An 18,961-nucleotide genomic window follows, 5' to 3' on the forward strand; every position below is an offset into this window, starting at 1 on the left:
TCGTTCAACAACGTGAACTCGGGCAACACCGTGACCGGCGACGGCAACGCCGTGGGCGAGGGCAACGAGGTCGACAACTCGGACAACTCGGTCGATGTCGACGTGGACGTGGAGGACTCGTTCAACGGCTCCTTCAACGACAAGTCGGACAACTCCACCACCGTCGGCACGGTCGTCAGTGGCAGCAACAACCACGCCTACGTCGACAACAGCCAGGAGTACAAGTTCGACATCGAGGACGTCTTCATCGGTGACGGCACCACCGTCATCGAGGACTCGAAGGATGTCATCGTCGGAGACGGCAACACGGTCGTCGAAGACTCGGAGAACGTCGGAAACACCTACACCGACTCGTTCAACGACAACTCCGACAACTCGGACAACTCGGTCCGCATCGAGGACTCGTTCCAGGACAACTCGGACAACTCGGTCCGCATCGAGGACTCGTTCCAGGACAACTCCGACAACTCGGTGAACGACTCGGGCAACGACAACTCGGACAACTCGACGAACATCAGCGACTCGTTCAACGACAACTCCACCGATGTCGACGTCGACGTCGAGGACTCCTTCAACACCGACAACTCGACGGACAACTCGGTGAAGATCGAGGACTCCTTCCAGGACAACTCCGACAACTCGACCGAGGTCGATGTCGATGTCGAGGACTCGTTCAACGACAACTCGACCGACAACTCCACGAACGTCAGCGACTCGTTCAACGACAACTCGACCGACAACTCCACCAACACAGATGTCGAGGTGGAGGACTCGTTCAACACGGACAACTCGACCGACGTCGAGGTCGAGGACTCCTTCAACGACAACTCGACGAACACCGACGTCGACGTCGAGTTCGAGGACTCCTTCAACGACAACTCGACCAACATCGACACCGAGATCGAGGACTCGTTCCAGATCAACGACAACGAGGCCACCATCGACGGCGCCGCCTGACAGCCGCTGTCCGACCGGATGGGTTCGACCCGGTGGCGGTGTAGACCGATCGCCGCCACCGGGTGATCCGTCCCGAGCCCGGCCCTCCTGCCCTCCCGGGCAGGTTCGGGGCCGGGCTCGGGCCTGTGCGCCAGTCGGCGTCCCCTGCTGTGATGGCCGTCGTGTGAGGGTGCTGGTGTGATGGCGGCAGGAACGTCGGAAGGGGCACTGTGGCGACACCGATCGAGCTGATAGACCGGGCACGCGCCCTCGCCGATACCGCCGGCCGGGCGGACCTGCATCGCCGGCTGGCGCTGGTCCGGGAGCGGATGGAGGCACCGAGCGTCCGGGTGCTGGTCGTCGGCGAGCCGAAGCAGGGCAAGAGTCAACTGGTCAACGCGCTCGTCGGCGCGCCGGTCTGCCCGGTGGCAGACGACGTCGCGACCGTCGTCCCCACCGTGATCCGGGAAGGATCCGCGGCCCGGGCGGAACTCGTCTACGACGCCGCCGAGGGCATGCCCGGGGGCGGGGCGGCCCAGCCGACGGTGGACGGGCAGGTCGAGCGGGTCCCCTACCGATCGAGTCCCTGTCGGCGCGCACGACGCGCGGTGCGGAGCCTGCCGACGGCCGCCAACTCGTCCGCGCAGAGGTCGAGCTGCCCCGCCGCTTCCTCGCCGGCGGGCTCGAGCTGGTCGACACCGCCGGGGTCGGGGGTATCGGCGCGGGGCACTCGCTGCAGACCATCGATCTCCTGCCCAGCGCGGACGCGGTCGTCGTGGTCTCCGATGCCTCCCAGGAGTACACCGCCCCGGAGATGTCGTTCATCAGGCACGCGCTGGCGATGTGCCCCGCCGTCGTGTGCGTGGTGACCAAGATCGACGTGCACCCGGACTGGCGCGCGATCGTCGACCTCGACCGCAGGCACCTGGCCCGGGAGGACATCGAGGCGCCGCTGTTCCCCGTGTCCTCGAGCCTCGCCGTCCTGGCAGTGCAGCAGAAGGACGGCGAGCTCCATGCCGAGTCCGGGCTGGGCGCCCTCGCCGACCACCTGCGCCGGGAAGTGGTCGGGCGGGCGGAGACCCTGAGCCAGCGGGCGACGGTGCACGACCTCACCTCGGTCACCGAGCAGCTGTCGCTGGCACTGCGGGCCGAACTCGCTGCACTGCAGGACCCGGCGGGCAACGAGGCCCTGCTCACGGAGCTGTCGAACGCCCGCACGCGGGTGGAGGACCTGCGTCGCCGGTCGTCGCGGTGGCAGCAGCTGCTCGGCGACGGGGTCACCGATCTGATGGCCGACATCGACTACGACCTGCGGGACCGGTCGCGGGCGATCATCCGGGAGGCGGAGGAGGCCATCGACGCCCGGGACCCCGGGCCGGTCTGGGCGGAGTTCACCGAGTGGCTGGACGAACGACTGGCGTCGGCCGTGACCGACAGCTACGTCTGGGCCGGCCAGCGCTCGGAGTACCTGGCAGAGCGGGTCGTCGAGCAGTTTGCCCGGGACGGCGGCGTGGCCGCACCTGATCTCGACATCGGCACCGCCACGGAGGCGCTGAGGTCGCTCGTCGACGTCGCCACCATCGAGAACGGCTTCCTGCCGATGCGCGAGCGCCTGCTGATCGGGCTGCGCGGTTCCTATACCGGCGTGCTGATGACCGGGCTGGTCACCAGCCTGGCCGGCATGGCCGTCATCAACCCGCTCTCCCTCGCCGTCGGCGTGGTCCTGGGTCGCAAGGCGTACAAGGACGACAAGGCCGCCCGGCGCCAACGTCGGCAGAACGAGGCGAAGACCATCGTCCGCCGGCACCTCGACGAGGTCGTCTTCCAGGTCGGCAAGCAGCTCAAGGACCGGCTGCGACTGGTCCAGCGGACGCTGCGGGACCTGATCACCGACACCGTCGACGAGCTGTCCCGCACGCTGGCCGACGCGGTGACAGCGGCGCAACGGTCGACGAAGGCGGCCACGGCGGAGCGCACCGACCGGATCCGGTCGGTGCGCGCGCAGCTGGACACGCTCGACCGGCTGGGCAAGGAGGTCGCCCGGCTGGAAGCGGCCCCGGCGGCCCTCCGGTGACGGGAGCGCCGCATCCCGAACCCCACGGCGCCGGCGTCGTCGACGACGTCCGCGTGCTGCTCGACGACGCCGTCGAGGCCTACGGCGACGAGCCGGACGTGCTCGCGCTGCTGCGGGCCCAGCGGCAGCGCCTCGACGAGCCGCTGCGGATCGCCCTGGTCGGGCGGGTGAAGGCAGGAAAGTCGACGTTGCTCAACGCCCTGGTCGGCGAGCGACTCGCGCCGACCGACGCAGGGAGTGCACCCGGGTGGTGACCTGGTACCGCCACGGCGCCGTGCCGCGGGTGGCGCTGCACCCGGTCGAGGGCGTGTGGCGTCCTCTGCCGGTGCACCGCGTCGACGGGGCGCTGCAGCTCGACCTGGGTGGCACCGCGCCCGAGGACGTCGAGCGCCTGGTGGTCGACTGGCCCACGGCCGGGCTGGCCGCGGCGACGCTGATCGACACTCCCGGCATCTCCTCGCTCAGCGTCGGCGTCAGCGATCGCGCGTGGGCACTCCTCGGCGAGGAGCAGCTCCCGAGTGCCGACGCGGTGGTGTTCCTGACCCGTCAGATGCAGCCCGAGGACCTCGCATTTCTCGCCCGGTTCCAGGAGGCGACCGGTGGGGCCGGCGTGCACACGACCACGATCACCGTCCTGTCCCGGGCCGACGAGGTGGGGGCAGGCCGGATCGACGCCCTGTTGGCCGCGGAGAAGGTCGCCCGCCGGACGTCCGAGGACCCCGCCGTGCGCGCGCTGAGCCAGGCGGTCGTCCCGGTGGCCGGACTGGTCGGCCTGGCCGGCCGGATGCTGCGACACCGCGACTTCGTAGCCCTGCGCAGCCTCGCGACGGCCGACCGCGCCGACCTCGACGCGATGCTCCTGACCGCGGACCGGTTCTGCCGAGTGGAGGCGCCGGTTCCCGTCTCGCGGGATCTCCGGGTCACCCTTCTCGAACGGCTCGGGCTCTTCGGCATCCGGCTGGCGGTGGCGTTGATCCGCACGGGAGTCTCCGACACCGGCGCCCTGAGCGACCAGCTGTTCCGGCGTAGTGGACTGGCGGAGCTGCACCGGCTGCTCGCCGTCCACTTCACCCGTCGCAGCGCAGCACTCAGGGCGGCGACGGCCGTGCGACTGGTCGAGCGGCTGCTGCGGCAGCGACCGCTCCCGGCCGCGGCGGACTTGATGGTGCAGGTGGAACGCATCCAGGTCGGCTCGCAGGAACTCGTGGAACTGGATCTGCTGGCGCGTTCCCGCGCCATGCACGGGCCGTTCCCCTGGCGGTCCGGTCCGAGGCCGAGCGGCTGCTCGGTGCAGAGGGGACGGACCGGCGGACCGGCTGGGCCTGCCGGAGGACGCCACGGTCGAGCAGCTGCGCGCAGCCGCGATGGCAGCCCTCGACCGGTGGCGGACACGGGCAGAGGACCCGCTGGCCGGGCGGGCCACCGTGGATGCGTGCGGCGTCCTGCTCCGGTCCTGCGAATGGGTGCTCGCAACTCTCGACGTGCCGGACTCAGGTGCGGGGTCCGCGCAGCCAGGCCCGTGACGAGCGGCCGAACAGGGTGACCACGGCGAGCACGACCAGGCCGGCCTGGACCAGAAACGCCAGGTCGTCGACGGCGGTGCCCCGAGCGACGAGGCTCAGTACCAGGGGAGCAGTAACAGCGTCAGCACGCCCGTGACCGTGAGAACCCAGCGCATGCCGGGGTGCGCCGCAGCACCAGCACCAGGGACAGGACGGCCACGACGATCAGCACACCGGTGCCTCCCAGGATGGCGCTGAGGGTCGCCGTGACCCCGGTGTCGAGGACGCCTGCATCGAGCGCCGGGTCAGCCGCCAGCGCGGCGTCGGTCACGCGGCCCCGGACCGCGTCGTAGTTGACGAACGCGGCAGCGAGACCGAGCGCGCCTGCTGCGGAGCTGCCCACCCACAGCCATGCCGAGGCGCGCAGGAAGCCGGGCCGTCGCCCCCGGTCGGGGTGTCCGGTGGCGGCGGTGCCGGGCTGAAACCCGGCCGGGGCGGCGGCGGGAGGGGGCCGATCACCGGACCCGCCGGCTGGGGCGCTCTCTGCCGGCTCGCTGAGAGGGTGGGACACACAACCTCCTCGAAGGGCGCTCGTCGTGAGCAGCCTGCAACACGGTCGACGCCTTGTCACGGGACGAACGAACGGGCCGGTTCAGGAGGTGGTGACCGCCCGGCCGTAGTCAGTTGCCGACGAACCGTGGCGCCCGCTTCTCCAGGAAGGCCTCGACCGCCTCGCGGTGGTCCGCCGTCTGCCCCAGCTGCGTCTGCAGCCGGGCCTCCAGCGCCAGGGTCTCCTCCAGCGAGTCGGTGGCCGCCGTCGCCAGCACCGTCTTCACCGCCCGGTAGGCCGCCGTCGGCCCGGCGGCCAGCCGCGCGGCCAGCGCCCGCGCCTCGGGGAGCACGTCCTCCGCCGGGACCACGCGGTGCACCAGACCCCACTGCTCGGCCGTCTCGGCCGCGAACGGGTCGGGGGTCAGGAGCAGCTGGGCCGCGCGTGATCCCCCGACGCAGTGCACCAGCCGCGATGCCAGCGCCGAGTCGCTGGAGAGCCCCACCCCGGTGAACGCGGTCGTGAACTTCGCTCCCACCGCGGCCACCCGCAGGTCACCGGCGAGGGCGATCCCGAGCCCCGCCCCGGCGCACGCGCCGTTGATACCGACGACGACCGGGACGCGCAGCGCGGACAGGGCCAGGATCAGCGGGTTGTACTCGTCCTCCACGACCGAGAGGGACGTCGCGGCGTTCCCGCGCAGCGCCTCGATGTGCTCGGCGAGGTCCTGGCCCACGCAGAACGCCCGGCCGGAACCGGTCAGCAGCACCGCGCGCACCGACTCGTCCGCGGCCACCTCGTGCACGGCGGCCAGCAGGTCGGTGCGCAGCGCGGAGGAGAGGCCGGGGCGCAGCATCGTCAGGACGGCCACGCCGCCGTCGTCGGCCCTGGTCACGGTGTCGGACATCGTCGTCCCGCCTCCTCGTGTCGGTCGTTCGAGCAGAGCCAACCCTGCCATGCCCATCCATGGACGCGGAGGGCCGGACCGGCCGTGCGTTCCACGTGGAACCGGGTCCCGAGCAGGTGCGTGCCCGTCAGTGCACCCACCGCAGCGCGCACCCCGAACCGGCCCGCGTGCGAGCAGGAGCGCACAGGTGTGCCGAGCGACACCGGCTCCTGCGTCGTCCTGCATGTGTAACCGGGACTCGAAATGGACAGATAGTCCCGAGGGGTAGGCGGGAGCCGGCCCATCGGGCGGCATCGTGGCGGCCTACCGCAGCAGGCCGGACAGGGTGAAGGAGTGACCTCCGTGGTCGAACCAGGACGTCGGTGCCTGGGCGACCGGTATGACCTGCACCAGCTCATCGCCGCGGGCGGGATGGGGCAGGTCTGGCACGGCCACGACCTCGCGCTCGACCGCCCGGTGGCGGTCAAGGTCCTCCGCAGCGAGTACACCGGCGACCCCACCTTCGTCGCCCGGTTCCGGGCCGAGGCCCAGCACGCGGCCTCCCTGAGCCACCCCAACATCGCCGCCGTCTTCGACTACGGCGAGGAGACCGCGCAGGACGGTACGGGTGAGACCCTCGCCTACCTCGTGATGGAGCTGGTCGAGGGCGAGCCGCTGTCCGCGCTCGTCGCCCGCGAAGGGGCGCTCGGCACGGAGACGACGCTCGCGCTGCTCCGCCAGACCGCCTTCGGCCTCGGCGAGGCCCACGGCGCCGGGATGGTGCACCGCGACGTCAAGCCCGGGAACATCCTCGTGCGCCCGGACGGCGGGGTGAAGATCACCGACTTCGGCATCGCCTGGTCGGCACGCAGCGTCGCCCTCACCCGGACCGGTCAGGTCATCGGCACACCGCAGTACCTCTCGCCCGAGCAGGCGGAGGGCCGCCCGGCGACACCGGCCAGCGACGTCTACGCCCTCGGGCTCATCGGCTACGAGTGCCTCACCGGGCAGCCGGCGTTCTCCGGCGACAACGCCGTCACCATCGCCCTCAAGCAGGTCCAGCAGGATCCCGAGCCCCTGCCCGAGGACCTGCCGGCCGAGGTGCGCGAGCTCATCGGCCGGGCGCTCGCCAAGGACGCCGACACCCGTTTCCCGGACGGCGCCGCCTTCGTGGCGGCCATCGACGACGTGCTGGCCGGACGTCCGCTGCCCGCGGCCCCGGCCACGGTGGCGGTCCCCTCGACGGTGTCCCTCCCCGCGGCCCTCCGGTCCCGAGACGCTCCAGACGGCATCGGTCACCCGCCCTCCGGCCGGGCGCCGCAGGAGCCGGGCGGCCATGGTGCTGCTCCCGCTGCTGGGCCTGCTCGCCGGTGCGGGCATCGCGGTCGCCCTGCTGATGGCCCTCGCCGACGACACCGACGGCACCCCGCCGAGGCGGCCGAGCAGCGCGACAGCGGGTCCATCGTGCTGGACGCCGACCAGTACATCGGCCGGCCCGTCGACGAGGTCGTGCGGCAGCTGACCCGGCTGGGGCTGGACGTCCAGCCCCGCGCCGAGCCCCGGGACGACGTCATCCCCGATCAGGTCACCGGCGTCGAGCCGGCCGGGAGGCCGCTCTCGCCCGGCGACACCGTCGTCGTCACGTACGCGACGGGGGACGCCTCGAGCGACGGCGCGACCGACCGGCCGGCGGTCACCGGCGCCGCGGGCGGCGGGTCACCGGCGGTGCAGGAGGAGGCCCCGGCCCCGGCCCCGGCCCCGGTGCCGGAACCGGAACCGGAACCGGAACCCGAGCCGGCGCCGCGGACGACCGCGCGAACCTCTGCCCCGGCTCCCACCCTCGCCGGAACGCCCACGACGTCCTCGACGTCCGCATCGCCGACCACCACCCGGAGCACCGTCAGCGAGCAGCCCTCACCGACGGCCACCACGTCCACGTCCTCCAGTGCGGTGACGCCCCCGCCCGAGTGACAGAAGGGCCTCCGAGAGGTGCCGGGGCCCATGGGGTGCCAGGCTGGGAGGTCGGGCTGATCGGTGACAGGGGACGGGATGGTGGAACCGGGCGGGCGCGCCCTCGGCGGTCGCTACGACCTCGTCTCCCTGCTGGCGACCGGCGGGATGGGCCAGGTCTGGCGCGGCCGGGACACCCTCCTGGACCGTCCGGTCGCGGTGAAGGTGCTGCGCAGCGAGTACACCGGCAACCCGACCTTCCTGGCCCGGTTCCAGGCGGAAGCACGGCACACCGCCGTCCTGGCGCACCGGAACATCGCCGCGCTGCACGACTACGGCGAGGTCCCCGCGGGGACGGCGCGCCCGAACACCTCGCCTACCTCGTGATGGAGCTGGTCGGGGGCGAGGCGCTCAGCGACGTGCTGGCCCGCGAGCGGCGCCTGCCGCTCGGCCCGACCCTGGACCTGTTGCAGCAGACCGCGGCCGGGCTGGCCGCCGCGCACGCCGCCGGGGTGGTGCACCGGGACGTGAAACCGGGCAACATCCTGGTCGGGGACGACGGCACGGTGAAGATCACCGACTTCGGGATCGCCTGGTCGGCGTCCAGCGTGCCGCTCACCCAGACCGGGCAGGTTGTCGGCACCGCCCACTACCTCTCGCCCGAGCAGGCGGCCGGCGGCAAGGCGGGACCAGCCAGCGACGTCTACGCACTGGGCCTCATCGGCTACGAGTGCCTGGCCGGCCGGCGCGCGTTCGACGGCGAGAATTCCGTGCAGATTGCGCTCAAGCAGCTGCGGGACGTGCCGGACGAGCTGCCGGGCGACGTCCCGGAGAACGTCCGCCACCTGATCGGTCGCGCGCTGCTCAAGGATCCCGACGCCCGTTTCCCGGACGGAGCGGCGTTCTGGGCGGCCGTCACCGACGTGCTGGCCGGCCGCATGCTCACCCCGCCACCGCGCGACGGGGGCACGCGGCAGTTCGCCGCCCTGTCGCCCGCATCCGTGCCCGGCCGGCGTCGGACGAGGCGGCTCCTCGCGCCGCTCGCCGCGGTGCTCGTGGGGGCCGGAGTCGCCCTCGCCGGTACCCAGTTCCTCGGCAACTCGCCACCACCGGTCACGGAGGAGGCCGGATCCTCACCGGTGGTGCTGGTCGCCGACGACTACGTCGGCCGGCCAGTGGGGAGGTCGAGGCCGAGCTCGGCGCGCTGGGCCTCTCCGTCGAGCGGGTCGCCGAGGAGACGGCGGCGCAGGGCCCCGGGATTGTCACCGGCGTGACTCCGGCCGGCGCGGTCCGCGAGGGCAGACCGTGGTCGTCTCCTACGCGGTGGCGCCACCTGCCGCCGTCGTCCCCGACGTCCCGGCCGCGCCCCCGGCGGCGCCGGGTCCCCGCCCCTGTCGGAGGTTGCTGGGCCAGGGGCCGGGAGCCCCGGCGGGGGCGTGGTCGAGCCGGGAGGCGGGCCGGGGAACGGCAATGGCAACGGCAACGCCAACGGCAACGCCAACGGCAACGGGAACGCCGGTGGCAACGGCAACGGCAATGGCAACCGCGGTGGCAACGGCAACGGCAACGGCAACGGCAACGGCCGGAACGGCTGAGCCGGGACGGTCAGTCCTTCCGAGCCGGCCCCACCCACAGCGCCCCGCCGAGGGCGGCGAGCGCGGCGGTGAGCACGAAGCCGCGGTCGGTGGCGACGACGGGCAGGACGACCAGCAGCCAGAAGGCCGCGAGGCCCACCAGGCCTGCGGCAGCCACCTTCCAGGCCGTGCCGGAGCGCACCCGGTCGGCCGCGACGGCGACGGCGACGAACGCCGCCGCTGCGAGCAACGCGCACGCTGTCGCGAACGCCGACCAGAGCGGAATCCTGTCCCAGGAGGACTCGACGTCGTCCCACCGGATGATCAGCCCGAGTTCGAGCAGGACGACCGACAGCAGGGTCAGGGCGAGGCCGACGACGGTCGCGCGGTCCCCCGGGACCCTGACCCGGAACTTCCGGGGCTCTTCTCCGGGACGCCCTCGGACTCGAGGGTCTCGGGCCAGCTGGGGGCGGCTGCTCCCTCCGCGGCCACCGGCGCGGGTTCCGGCACGGGCCGGGACGGTGGGGGCGGCGGTGGCGTGCCTGCGCCGGGCAGCCCGGGGACGAAGTCGACCGGGCCGGTGGGAGCAGGGGTGTCGACCGGCTGCACGGGCGCCGGCGTGGTGGCGCCGGGATGCGGGGGCAGGTTCGGGGCGGCCGTCGCCCCGGTGGAGGACTGCGCCACGGGGATCTCCTGCGTGCGGGGCGGCTTGCCGGCCTCCGGCTCCACGGGCAGCTGGGGATCGGGTGAACTCACGGCTCCTCCTCTGCGTCCTGCGTCAGGAACTCCGGTGGCCCGCTGATCGGACCGCGCCGCCCCGCACGCTATCCGCGCGCCGGGGGCGGCCCGGCGAGGCGCCCCGGTGGGTGTCGCCCCTAGGGTCGTCGGCGTGAGCGCGCGCGCAGGCATCGTCGTCACCGGGACCGAGGTCCTGACCGGTCGCGTCGCGGATCGCAACGGCCCCTGGCTGGCGGAGCAGCTGCGGCTGCTGGGCGTCGACGTGGGCCACATCGTGGTCGTCGGTGACCGCCCGGAGGACCTCCGGGCCGCCCTGTCCTTCCTCGCCGGGACGGGCGCGACGCTGGTGATCACCACCGGCGGGCTGGGTCCGACGGCGGACGACCTCACCGCCGAGGTGGTGGGCGACGTCCAGGGACGGTCGTCGTCGGTGGATGCCGAGCTGGAGCGGCGGATCGCCGCGATCGTCGAACGGCTGGCCGCCCGGCGTGGCTGGCACTCCGCTCCCGCCGCGACGGCAGCCGGGGTCCGCAAGCAGGCCCGGGTGCCTGCCGGGGCCACCGTGCTGGAACCGATCGGCACCGCGCCGGGGCTTGTGGTGCCGCCGGGAGAGGGCCGCGACGGACCGACGGTCGTGGTGCTCCCGGGGCCACCGTCGGAGCTGCAGGGGATGTGGCCGGCCGCGGTGGCCGCCCCGGCGACGAGTGCGGCGCTGGCCGGCGCGCAGGAACTGCGACAGGAGACCGTCCGCCTGTGGGGGACGCTCGAGGCGCAGCTGGCAGCCACGCTGCGGGCGCACGAGCAGGAGCTCGCCGGACTGGAGATCACCACGTGCCTCAGGGACGGCGAGCTGGAGATCGTCACCCGGTTCCCGGCGTCGGCGCAGGCGGCCTACGAGCGGCTCTCGGCCGTGCTCGCCGACGACTACGCGACCACCCTCTTCTCGACCGGTCCGACCCTCGACGAGCTCGTCGCACGGGGTTTCCTCGATCGGGGATGGACGGTCGCGACGGCGGAGTCGTGCACCGGCGGACTGCTGGCCGGCCGGCTGACCGAGCGTCCCGGGTCGTCGGCCTGGGTGCTGGGCGGCGTCACCGCGTACGCCAACTCGGCGAAGCAGCAGCTGCTCGGCGTCCCGGCCGAGATGCTGGCCGAGCACGGCGCCGTCAGCCCGGAGGTCGCCGTGGCGCTCGCGGAGGGGCCCGATCGCGGTTCGGCGCCGACGTCGGCGTGGGGATCACCGGGGTGGCCGGTCCCGGCGGGGGCACGGCGGACAAGCCCGTGGGCACCGTGCACGTCTGCGTCGCCGGCCCCGACGGGAGGCAGACGCGAGCGTTGCGGCTCCCGGGCACGCGGTCCGCCGTCCGGGAACGGTCCGTCACGATGGCGATGCACCTGCTGCGCTGGTCGCTGCTCGGTGGCCCGGCCGCCTGATCCGACCGGCCGGGATCACTCGGCGACGGTGACGTTCGTGAACGGCAGGAGCGGCTCGACCTCCGGGAAGACGACGAACAGCAGCAGGGCGGCGACCGCGAGCGCCATGACCGACGCTGCGAGCACCTTGGCCGCGGCGTTGCCCGGGAGGTGTCGCCAGATCCAGCTGTACATGCGGGAGCTCCGAGTCGGATCGATCGGTAGGGAGGTCAGCCGTTCAGGGCGGGTGGCCCGTCGGGGGCCGAGGCCTTGCTGACGGGGAGCCGTCCAGCCGCGCGTGGATGACGAGCCGCTGGGCGGCGGAGTACTTCGGGTGGCAGGTCGTCAGCGTGAGATAGGCGCCCGAGGGATCGCCCCCGCCCGGCGTCGGCGCGATGACGTCGATCTGGGACGGGTGGACGATCTGGCGGCCGGGAACGCCGCTCGGGTCCGTGCCGAAGTCGCCGGTGGCCGGGTCGCCGAGCACGCGGTAGACGTACCAGTTGCTCGCCGTCTCGACGACGATGGCGTCGCCGGGCTGCATCCGGTCCAGGTCGAGGAATGGTGAGCCGCGGCCGATGCGGTGGCCGGCGACCGCGAAGTTGCCGTCCTGGCCCGGCATGGCCGTGTCGAGGTAGTGGCCGGGCCCCTGGGCAAGCTGCACCTGGGCTGTGCCCTCGACGACGACCCGCTCGTAGTCCTCGCCCAGGCGCGGGATGTGGAGCACGGCGAAGGGGTCGCCCAGACCGGCGTCGATCGACTCGGGCGCGGGCGCGGGCGCGGGAGCGGGTGCCGGCCCGGGGGCGGGGGCGCCTTCGGGTGGGGTGACGGTGGGTGCGTCCGCAGGAGGCAGATCCGCCCACTGCTCCTGGATCTGCTGGGAGAGCTGGTCCTGCTCCTGCGCGGCGAGGATGTCGGTCACGTAGAGCTCGTAGACCACGAACAGCAGCGCCACGAGGCCGAAGGTGATCAGGGTCTGCCCCACGCCACGGACGAGGGCTCGGAGCCAGTCGCCTCGGCGACGGGGCTCGGCGTCCGGCCCGGTCTCGCGTGGCGGGGCCTCGAGGTCGACTGCGCTGCTCACCACGGATCCTGTCTGCCGGAGGGCGGTACGGCTGAGGTGCGGGACGGACGCCGCCTGCCGGGGACTGCTTCCCGGCAGGCGACGTCCTGGTTGTGGAGCCCGGCCCGCCGCCCTTGGTGCTCTGGGCGGCGGGCCGGTGGATCAGGCCGCCGCGGTGGTGCTGCGACGACGTCCGGCGAAGGTGAGGGCGCCACCGAAGCCGAGGGCGATCAGACCCAGGGCGAGCGGGGCGGTGGTCTCAGCACCGGTGTAGGCCAGCTGGCCCTTGGGCTGTGCGTGGGTGTTCATCGCGGTCCGGTGGTAGGCCGGGGCCGCCTTCTTCATGTGGTGCACGGGAGCGGCTGCCGACTTGTGCTCGGGGCAGTCGTCGTGGTGGTGGTGGTGACCGGCGGGCTGGGCACCGGGCTGGGCACCGGGCTGGTGACCCGGCTGGTGACCGTTGCCGTTGCCGTTGCCGTTGCCGTTGCCGTTGCCGTTGCCGTTGCCGTTGTCAGTGCCGTTGTCAGTGCCGTTGCCGTGGTCCTTGACGGTGCAGACCCACATGGCGGCGTTGCCGGCGGAGGCGTTGTTCGAGCAGGTGAGCTCGGCGCCCTCGGCCAGCGAGATGACGTTGACGATGTTGGTGATGGTCTGGTCGCAGTTGACGTCACCCTCCTCGGAGTAGCACTCGAGGGTGTTGCCGTTGCCGACGATCACCTCGACGACGGACGTGCCGCCGCCGGCGTTGATGTCGCCGGTCTCGGCGTCGTTCTCGACGTCGTTCCTGGCCGAGCTGTCCTGGTCGACGTCGCTGTCGGCGTCGCCGCCGTTGCCGTCCTCGCCGCCGTCCCCGCCCGTGGCGTTGGAGTCGGAGGTGTTGGAGGCGTCGGCGTGGTTGCTGGCGCCGTTGCCGGCCGCGGCGTTGTTGCTGCCCGAGACGTGGGCACCGCCGGCCTTGGATGCGACGTTGACCTCGTTGTGGACGTCCTGCGAGGCGTCGACGTCGCCCTCCTCGCTGCCGGCCTCGACCTCGTTGCCGTTGCCGGCCACGACGACGACGGCGGAGGTGCCGCCGCCGGCGTTGATGTCGCCGGTCTCGGCGTCGTTGTCGACGTCGTTGCTGGCCGAGCTGTCCTGGTCGACGTCGCTGTCGGCGTCGCCGCCGTTGCCGTCCTCGCCGCCGTCCCCGCCCGTGGCGTTGGAGTCGGAGGTGTTGGAGGCGTCGGCGTGGTTGCTGGCGCCGTTGCCGGCCGCGGCGTTGTTGCTGCCGCTGACGTGGGCGCCGCCGGCCGTGGAGGCGACGTTCACCTCGTTGTGGACGTCCTGCGAGGCGTCGACGTCGCCCTCCTCGCTGCCTGCCTCGACCTCGTTGCCGTTGCCGGCCACGATGATGACGGCGGAGGTGCCACCGCCGGCATTGATGTCGCCGGTCGTGGCGTCGTTGTCGACGTCGTTGCTGGCCGAGCTGTCCTGGTCGACGTTGCTGTCGGCGTCGCCCCCGTTGCCGTCCTCGCCGCCGTCCCCGCCCGTGGCGTTGGAGTCGGAGGTGTTGGAGGCGGTGGCGACGGTGCCGGCGCCGTCACCGGCCGAGGCGTTGTTGCTGCCCTCGTCGGCGCTGGCCACCGCCTGGCCGAGGAAGAGGATTCCCCGGCCATACCGGCGACGGCCAGGCCGTTGCGCAGATTCCGATTCATCTTTGCGTGTCCTTCGTGGGTGTGCGCGCCACCGTTGGGTAGGAAATGACGCGCTGGGTGAATGGGTGGTGGAACGAGCGGGGCGACTGCACTTGGTCGGTGATGTGCCCCCGTGGCACACCTGGGGACCGATGCAGGCCGCGGAAGCGGCGGCGTCAGTCCGGTCGGTCGGAGGGTCGTTCGCCGCGGTGGCGAGCGACCCCGCTGCCGACGCCGTGGGCGTCGCGTCGTTCACTGCGAGGGAGATCTCGAAGGGCGAGCCCAGGACGGCGGCCGCAGATGCGGAGCCCGCCTTCGCGGAGCCCTGGCCGGCGCTCTGGCTGCCGCAGCCGGCGCCACCGGCGGAGGTGGCCGGCGCGGTCGGCGCGGTCGGCGCGGGAACGGGAACCTGCGGCGCGACCGGGGCGTGCTCAGGCGCCTCGCCGGCGAGGGTGATCACCTGCTGGGCCAGCAGGTCGGATGGCGCTGCGGGCAGGGCCGGAGTGGCCGGAGCCAGGGCCCGCTTCGCGACCGGCTCCGGGGAGTCCGAGGGCTGCGAGGCGGTCGTGGCTGCGGGAGTGGCCGGCGCCGCCGCGACGGTCGCGGTGGTGGCGGGAGCAGTCGCGCAGACGACGCCGGTGGCGGTCGTCGGGGCGACGGGCGGCGTGGGCTCCGTGGTCGTCGGGGGTGCAGGGACCGGCCGGCGCGGAGCTGACGTCGCTCGCGGTCGTGCCGGTGCCGGACCGGGCGCCGGAGGCGGCGCAGTCCGTCGTCGTGCCGTCGGCGGTCGTGCCGTCGGTGGTCGTGCCGTCGGTGGTCGTGCCGTCGGTGGTCGTGCCGTCGGTGGTCGTGCCGTCGGTCGTCGTGGTGGTCGTGGTGGTCGTGGCGACGTCCGCCTTGTCCGTCGTCGACGTGGTCGTCACCGTCTGCGATGTCGCGGAACCGCTGGTCGTCGACGTGCTGGTGGTCGAGGTCGTGGACGTCGTGCCGGACGACGTGGTGGTGCTGGTCGACCTCGTGGTGGTGGTGCTCGTGGTCGTCGACTGGCTGGTGCTCTCAGCGGCCACCGGCTGGGCCGTCGCCTGGGCCTCGGCGGCGTTCGCGGACGTCGTCGTGGTCGTGGTCGGCGCGGGTTCCGCCTCCGTGGGCGGCGGGCTCGTGGTCGTCGCCGGGGAGTCGTCGTCGCGGCCCCGGAATCGCCCGTGGCGCTCGATGCGGACGATGTGCCCTGATCAGGCGCTGATTCGGCGTGCGCCGCCGAGGCCACCGGTTCTTCGGCGGCGGCGGCGATGTCGGTCGATACCGCGATGCAGGCGTAGGCGCAGGCTCCCAGGAAACACGCGGCCGTCATGCGACGGAGCCAGGACCAGCGGGCAGGAGACGGCACGAGGCCGTTCCTGGTCGCGGTGGTCCCGGTCATGCGGCGGACGTTATGGACGAGTCCGTCCGCTGGGCTACCGGGTCTCGCGCCACCGATTCGCTATGCGGCGTGTCACAGCGCTACACCTGATCGGGGGATTGCGGAGAGTCACCGAAATCGAGCCGTTATCGTTCGTGGTATCACGCTGATACCACTCGTGGACGAACCGTTACGACGTTCGGGGGCGACCCGGCATGGCGATGACACTTCGGCTCAACGAAGCGCAGACCGAAGCGTTACGGCGTCGTGCGCGGGCTGAGGGCGCCTCGATGCAGGACGTCGCCCGCCGTGCCGTGGAGTCCTACATCCGGGCGCACGAGCCCGAGGTGCCGATCGGGGTGCTGATCGACGCGGAGTCCGATCGGTACGCCGGTGCCGTCGCGGATCTGAGCCGATGGCAGGACTGAGTCTCGAGGACCTCCTCGCGGTCGCCCGGCGGGCCGCGGGGGCGGACGTGCGCGTCCGGGACCTCGGACTGCTCAGCGCCGCGCTCGCCCGCGTGGAGGCCCGCGCGCTCGGCCGTGATGTCTACGCCGGTGTGGAGGAGCGCGCCGCGGCGTTGCTGCACTCGCTCGCCACGACGGCCCCATTGGTGCGCGGCAACCGGCCGTTCGCCTGGCTCGCGACCGCGGTGTACCTCGCCCGCAACGAACGGCCCTCGAGCCTCACCGAGGAGCAGGCCGTCGCTCTCGTCACCGACGTGCTGACCGGTCGGGTGGAGTCGGTCGAGTCGATCGCCGACCGGCTCGGCGCCCCTGCCTGACGCCCCGCCGACGCGTCCCCGCCGGCCCACGCCGCCCCGTACGGTGTCGATCATGGGGCACACGCACGAGGTGACCAACCAGGTTCCGCCGCTGGTCGGGCACGACCCGATCGCCGGCGACACGGCGCTGGCCGAGGCGTGCGTGCGCCACGCGGACGCAGCGACGCTGGACTCGCTCGCCGACCTCGGTCGACTGGCCGGCAGCGAGCAGGCCCAGGAGTGGGGCCGGGCCGCCAACGAGAACCCGCCGAGGCTCAGGACCCACGACCGCTACGGCCACCGCGTGGACGAGGTCGAGTTCCACCCCTACTGGCACGAGCTGATGCGCACATCGGTCGAGAACGGCCTGGCCGGCGCACCATGGGCCCAGCAGTCCGCGCACCCCACCGCCCCGGCCCACCACGCGCACGTCCGCCGCGCCGTCGGCTACTTCGGCTGGACCCAGAACGAGATGGGGCACGGCTGCCCGATCACCATGACCTACGCCGCCGTCCCGGCGTTGCGCCGCACACCTGAGCTCGCGGCCCGCTTCGAGCCGGGGCTCACCGCTACCGCCTACCAGTTCGGCCTGGTCGAGCCGTCGGGCAAGCGGGGGCTGATCGCGGGCATGGGGATGACGGAGAAGCAGGGGGCTCGGACGTCCGGGCCAACACCACCCGCGCCGTCCCCCAGGCCGACGGCGCCTACCGGTTGACCGGCCACAAGTGGTTCACCTCGGCCCCGATGAGCGACCTGTTCCTGGTGCTCGCGCAGCTCGAGGAAGGCGTCTCCTGCTTCGTCGTCCCGCGGATCCTGCCGGACGGCAGCCGGAACGTGTTCCACGTGCAACGTCTCAAGGACAAGCTCGGCGACCGGTCCAACGCCTCCAGCGAGGTGGAGTTCGACGGGACGACGGGCTGGCTGGTGGGTGAGCCCGGCCGGGGGTGCCGGCGATCATCGAGATGGTCAACATGACCCGCCTCGACTGCGTGCTGGGTTCGGCCGCCACAGTGCGGGCCGCGCTCACCCAGTCGATCCACCACGCCCGCCACCGGCGGGCCTTCGGCGCCCTGCTGGTCGACCAGCCGCTGATGCAGAACGTGCTGGCGGACCTGGCCGTGGAGAGCGAGGCGGCGACCGCCCTGGCCATCCGGCTGGCCGCCGCCGTCGACGCGGGGAGTCGGCGTTCCTGCGGCTGGCCGGCGCCGCGGCGAAGTTCTGGGTGTGCAAGCGGACGCCCGGGGTCGTGGCCGAGGCGATGGAGGCGCTCGGCGGCAACGGGTACGTGGAGGAATCGGGTCTGCCGCGGCTCTACCGTCAGGCGCCGCTGAATTCCATCTGGGAGGGCTCGGGCAACGTGATCGCGCTCGACGTGCTGCGCGCCATGGGGCGGTCATCGGACACGCTGGCCGCGGTGAGCGCGGAGATCGAGCTGGCCCGGGGAGTGGACGAGCGGTTCGACGAGGCGGTGAAACGCTTGCACGCCGAGCTCGGGGATCGGGACCAGCTGCCGTTCCGGGCGCGGCGGATCGCCGGCCTGCTGGCGCTGTGCCTGCAGGGCTCGTTGCTCCTCCGGCATGCGCCGACGGCGGTCGCAGACGCCTTCTGCGCCTCTCGCCTGCAGGAACGTGGCGGGGCTGCGCTCGGGATGCTCCCGTCCGGCGCAGCGGCCGGCGCGATCGTCGAACGGGCTGCCGTCACGGCTATCTGATCGCCGGTCCGAGCAACTACTCTCGATGTCATTCACGGGGGACGACGGCACTGCCGGAGGGGTCCGTACCGAAATTTCCGCCTGATGCGGACGACGAACGGGCGAGGCGGGGCAGCGTGCATCCAGGCGACGACGGGGCCCGACCCGGGCGCCCCGACGTGCTGGCCGGCGTGCCCGACGCGGTCTACCGCCTGGACGCGCAGGGGCGGTTCACGTACCTGAACGCCGCAGCGGAGGCGCTCATGCGACGCCGCGCCGACGAGCTGCTCGGGCAGGTCCTGGTCGACCACTTCCCGATGATCAAGGGATCGGTCGCCCAGGAGCGCGTCCGGGAGGTCCTCGCGGACGGGCGACCCCGTCAGTTCGAGTACTACTACGAGCCGCAGGAACGCTGGTACGAGGTCCGGGCGTTCCCCGACCCGGAGGGCGTCGCGGTCTTCTTCCGCGACGTCGACGCCCGGTACCGGACCGAGCAGCAGCGCGACACGGAGCTGCGCCAGCTGACCGCCGTCCTCGCGGCCCTGCCCTCGGCCACGGTGCTGGTCGACGAGGACGGCCGCATCCTGATCACCAACCGGGCCTGGGACGCCGACGGGGAGCTCCTCCGCAGCACCGGCATCCGGCCAGGGGTGGTCCGCGACAGCTACCTCGACGCGATCGGCAGGGGCTGCGGCCGGCGGACCACGCGGCCATCGTCGCCGCGGTGACCCGCCTCCAGTCCGAGGCGCC

The 18,961-nt window shown here is 72.9% G+C and carries 21 protein-coding genes and 3 pseudogenes; 17 read left to right on the forward strand and 7 right to left on the reverse strand.

Going from position 1 to position 18,961, the window contains the following annotated elements:
- The first annotated feature begins 12 nt into the window (after nucleotides 1-12).
- From U6N30_RS30360 to U6N30_RS30380, 5 genes are all read left to right on the forward strand, one after another.
- Nucleotides 13-957, forward strand: coding sequence for a hypothetical protein (locus tag U6N30_RS30360; protein WP_324275201.1), 945 nt, complete (start codon nucleotides 13-15; stop codon nucleotides 955-957).
- A gap of 209 nt (nucleotides 958-1,166) precedes the next feature.
- Nucleotides 1,167-1,805, forward strand: a complete 639-nt coding sequence (locus tag U6N30_RS30365) for a dynamin family protein (RefSeq protein WP_324275202.1) — start codon at nucleotides 1,167-1,169, stop codon at nucleotides 1,803-1,805.
- Complete coding sequence (locus U6N30_RS30370) at nucleotides 1,751-3,010, forward strand: P-loop NTPase family protein (protein WP_324275203.1); 1,260 nt, start codon at nucleotides 1,751-1,753, stop codon at nucleotides 3,008-3,010. The genes U6N30_RS30365 and U6N30_RS30370 overlap by 55 nt, the downstream gene beginning before the upstream one ends.
- Nucleotides 3,007-3,264, forward strand: a complete 258-nt coding sequence (locus U6N30_RS30375; RefSeq protein WP_324275204.1) for a dynamin family protein — start codon at nucleotides 3,007-3,009, stop codon at nucleotides 3,262-3,264. The genes U6N30_RS30370 and U6N30_RS30375 overlap by 4 nt, the downstream gene beginning before the upstream one ends.
- Entirely contained in the window at nucleotides 3,258-4,553 is a 1,296-nt protein-coding gene (locus tag U6N30_RS30380) for a P-loop NTPase family protein (RefSeq protein WP_324275205.1), read from the forward strand. The genes U6N30_RS30375 and U6N30_RS30380 overlap by 7 nt, the downstream gene beginning before the upstream one ends.
- A 101-nt stretch (nucleotides 4,554-4,654) precedes the next feature.
- On the opposite strand, the gene U6N30_RS30385 is transcribed toward U6N30_RS30380, so the two are convergent.
- The gene (locus tag U6N30_RS30385) at nucleotides 4,655-5,083 is read right to left on the reverse strand and encodes a hypothetical protein (RefSeq protein ID WP_324275206.1); all 429 of its coding nucleotides are present in this window, start codon (nucleotides 5,081-5,083) and stop codon (nucleotides 4,655-4,657) included.
- Nucleotides 5,084-5,192: 109 nt separating this feature from the next.
- The gene (locus U6N30_RS30390; RefSeq protein WP_324275207.1) at nucleotides 5,193-5,969 is read right to left on the reverse strand and encodes an enoyl-CoA hydratase-related protein; all 777 of its coding nucleotides are present in this window, start codon (nucleotides 5,967-5,969) and stop codon (nucleotides 5,193-5,195) included.
- A 342-nt stretch (nucleotides 5,970-6,311) separates the two neighbouring features.
- On the opposite strand from U6N30_RS30390, the gene U6N30_RS30395 reads away from it, so the two are divergent.
- The 4 genes from U6N30_RS30395 to U6N30_RS30410 all read left to right on the forward strand — a co-directional run bounded on the left by U6N30_RS30395 (nucleotide 6,312) and on the right by U6N30_RS30410 (nucleotide 9,493).
- A complete protein-coding gene (locus U6N30_RS30395) occupies nucleotides 6,312-7,919 on the forward strand; it encodes a protein kinase domain-containing protein (protein ID WP_324275208.1) in 1,608 nt (535 codons plus the stop codon).
- Nucleotides 7,920-7,997: 78 nt separating this feature from the next.
- Nucleotides 7,998-8,285, forward strand: coding sequence for a protein kinase family protein (locus tag U6N30_RS30400; RefSeq protein ID WP_324275209.1), 288 nt, complete (start codon nucleotides 7,998-8,000; stop codon nucleotides 8,283-8,285).
- Nucleotides 8,285-9,172 carry a protein kinase domain-containing protein gene (locus U6N30_RS30405; protein WP_324278546.1) on the forward strand — a complete coding sequence of 296 codons (888 nt, stop codon included), beginning with the start codon at nucleotides 8,285-8,287 and terminating at the stop codon, nucleotides 9,170-9,172. Before U6N30_RS30400 ends, U6N30_RS30405 begins: the two co-directional genes overlap by 1 nt.
- 162 nt (nucleotides 9,173-9,334) lie before the next feature.
- Nucleotides 9,335-9,493 (forward strand): hypothetical protein, encoded by a 159-nt coding sequence (locus U6N30_RS30410; RefSeq protein ID WP_324275210.1) that lies wholly within the window; start codon nucleotides 9,335-9,337, stop codon nucleotides 9,491-9,493.
- A gap of 10 nt (nucleotides 9,494-9,503) precedes the next feature.
- Here the strand turns inward: U6N30_RS30410 and U6N30_RS30415 are convergent, their stop codons facing one another.
- Nucleotides 9,504-9,722, reverse strand: a complete 219-nt coding sequence (locus U6N30_RS30415) for a hypothetical protein (RefSeq protein WP_324275211.1) — start codon at nucleotides 9,720-9,722, stop codon at nucleotides 9,504-9,506.
- Nucleotides 9,723-9,832: 110 nt separating this feature from the next.
- Complete coding sequence (locus U6N30_RS30420) at nucleotides 9,833-10,228, reverse strand: hypothetical protein (protein WP_324275212.1); 396 nt, start codon at nucleotides 10,226-10,228, stop codon at nucleotides 9,833-9,835.
- A 133-nt stretch (nucleotides 10,229-10,361) separates the two neighbouring features.
- Here U6N30_RS30420 and U6N30_RS30425 point away from each other — a divergent pair.
- Nucleotides 10,362-11,644: pseudogene (locus tag U6N30_RS30425) on the forward strand (competence/damage-inducible protein A).
- A 15-nt stretch (nucleotides 11,645-11,659) separates the two neighbouring features.
- Here the strand turns inward: U6N30_RS30425 and U6N30_RS30430 are convergent.
- From U6N30_RS30430 to U6N30_RS30440, 3 genes are all read right to left on the reverse strand, one after another.
- Nucleotides 11,660-11,818 carry a hypothetical protein gene (locus U6N30_RS30430; protein WP_324275213.1) on the reverse strand — a complete coding sequence of 53 codons (159 nt, stop codon included), beginning with the start codon at nucleotides 11,816-11,818 and terminating at the stop codon, nucleotides 11,660-11,662.
- A 43-nt stretch (nucleotides 11,819-11,861) separates the two neighbouring features.
- Nucleotides 11,862-12,707 (reverse strand): class E sortase, encoded by an 846-nt coding sequence (locus U6N30_RS30435; RefSeq protein ID WP_324275214.1) that lies wholly within the window; start codon nucleotides 12,705-12,707, stop codon nucleotides 11,862-11,864.
- A gap of 141 nt (nucleotides 12,708-12,848) precedes the next feature.
- Entirely contained in the window at nucleotides 12,849-14,309 is a 1,461-nt protein-coding gene (locus U6N30_RS30440; protein WP_324275215.1) for a hypothetical protein, read from the reverse strand.
- 737 nt (nucleotides 14,310-15,046) lie between these two features.
- Here U6N30_RS30440 and U6N30_RS30445 point away from each other — a divergent pair.
- From U6N30_RS30445 to U6N30_RS30475, 7 genes and pseudogenes are all read left to right on the forward strand, one after another.
- Entirely contained in the window at nucleotides 15,047-15,928 is an 882-nt protein-coding gene (locus U6N30_RS30445; protein WP_324275216.1) for a hypothetical protein, read from the forward strand.
- Nucleotides 15,929-16,048: 120 nt separating this feature from the next.
- On the forward strand, nucleotides 16,049-16,186 hold the full coding sequence (locus U6N30_RS30450) for a hypothetical protein (RefSeq protein ID WP_324275217.1): 138 nt from the start codon (nucleotides 16,049-16,051) through the stop codon (nucleotides 16,184-16,186).
- Nucleotides 16,174-16,542 (forward strand): type II toxin-antitoxin system death-on-curing family toxin, encoded by a 369-nt coding sequence (locus U6N30_RS30455; protein ID WP_324275218.1) that lies wholly within the window; start codon nucleotides 16,174-16,176, stop codon nucleotides 16,540-16,542. The genes U6N30_RS30450 and U6N30_RS30455 overlap by 13 nt, the downstream gene beginning before the upstream one ends.
- 52 nt (nucleotides 16,543-16,594) lie before the next feature.
- The gene (locus U6N30_RS30460) at nucleotides 16,595-17,236 is read left to right on the forward strand and encodes a hypothetical protein (protein WP_324275219.1); all 642 of its coding nucleotides are present in this window, start codon (nucleotides 16,595-16,597) and stop codon (nucleotides 17,234-17,236) included.
- A pseudogene (locus U6N30_RS30465) lies at nucleotides 17,227-17,496 on the forward strand (acyl-CoA dehydrogenase family protein); the annotation flags it as partial. The gene U6N30_RS30460 and the pseudogene U6N30_RS30465, both read left to right, overlap by 10 nt.
- Nucleotides 17,493-18,232, forward strand: a pseudogene (locus U6N30_RS30470) (acyl-CoA dehydrogenase family protein). The pseudogenes U6N30_RS30465 and U6N30_RS30470, both read left to right, overlap by 4 nt.
- 170 nt (nucleotides 18,233-18,402) lie before the next feature.
- The gene (locus tag U6N30_RS30475) at nucleotides 18,403-18,939 is read left to right on the forward strand and encodes a PAS domain-containing protein (protein ID WP_324275220.1); all 537 of its coding nucleotides are present in this window, start codon (nucleotides 18,403-18,405) and stop codon (nucleotides 18,937-18,939) included.
- The last annotated feature ends 22 nt before the right edge of the window (nucleotides 18,940-18,961 follow it).

This window comes from Blastococcus brunescens (assembly GCF_035320885.1).
GTDB lineage: Bacteria > Actinomycetota > Actinomycetes > Mycobacteriales > Geodermatophilaceae > Blastococcus_B > Blastococcus_B brunescens.

Coding starts and splice junctions, on each gene's coding strand:
- U6N30_RS30370 (WP_324275203.1), top strand. CDS start 1,751: ATGTCGTTCATCAGGCACGCGCTGGCGATGTGCCCCGCCGTCGTGTGC.
- U6N30_RS30390 (WP_324275207.1), bottom strand. CDS start 5,969: ATGTCCGACACCGTGACCAGGGCCGACGACGGCGGCGTGGCCGTCCTG.
- U6N30_RS30400 (WP_324275209.1), top strand. CDS start 7,998: ATGGTGGAACCGGGCGGGCGCGCCCTCGGCGGTCGCTACGACCTCGTC.
- U6N30_RS30405 (WP_324278546.1), top strand. CDS start 8,285: ATGGAGCTGGTCGGGGGCGAGGCGCTCAGCGACGTGCTGGCCCGCGAG.
- U6N30_RS30430 (WP_324275213.1), bottom strand. CDS start 11,818: ATGTACAGCTGGATCTGGCGACACCTCCCGGGCAACGCCGCGGCCAAG.
- U6N30_RS30450 (WP_324275217.1), top strand. CDS start 16,049: ATGCAGGACGTCGCCCGCCGTGCCGTGGAGTCCTACATCCGGGCGCAC.
- U6N30_RS30455 (WP_324275218.1), top strand. CDS start 16,174: ATGGCAGGACTGAGTCTCGAGGACCTCCTCGCGGTCGCCCGGCGGGCC.
- U6N30_RS30460 (WP_324275219.1), top strand. CDS start 16,595: ATGGGGCACACGCACGAGGTGACCAACCAGGTTCCGCCGCTGGTCGGG.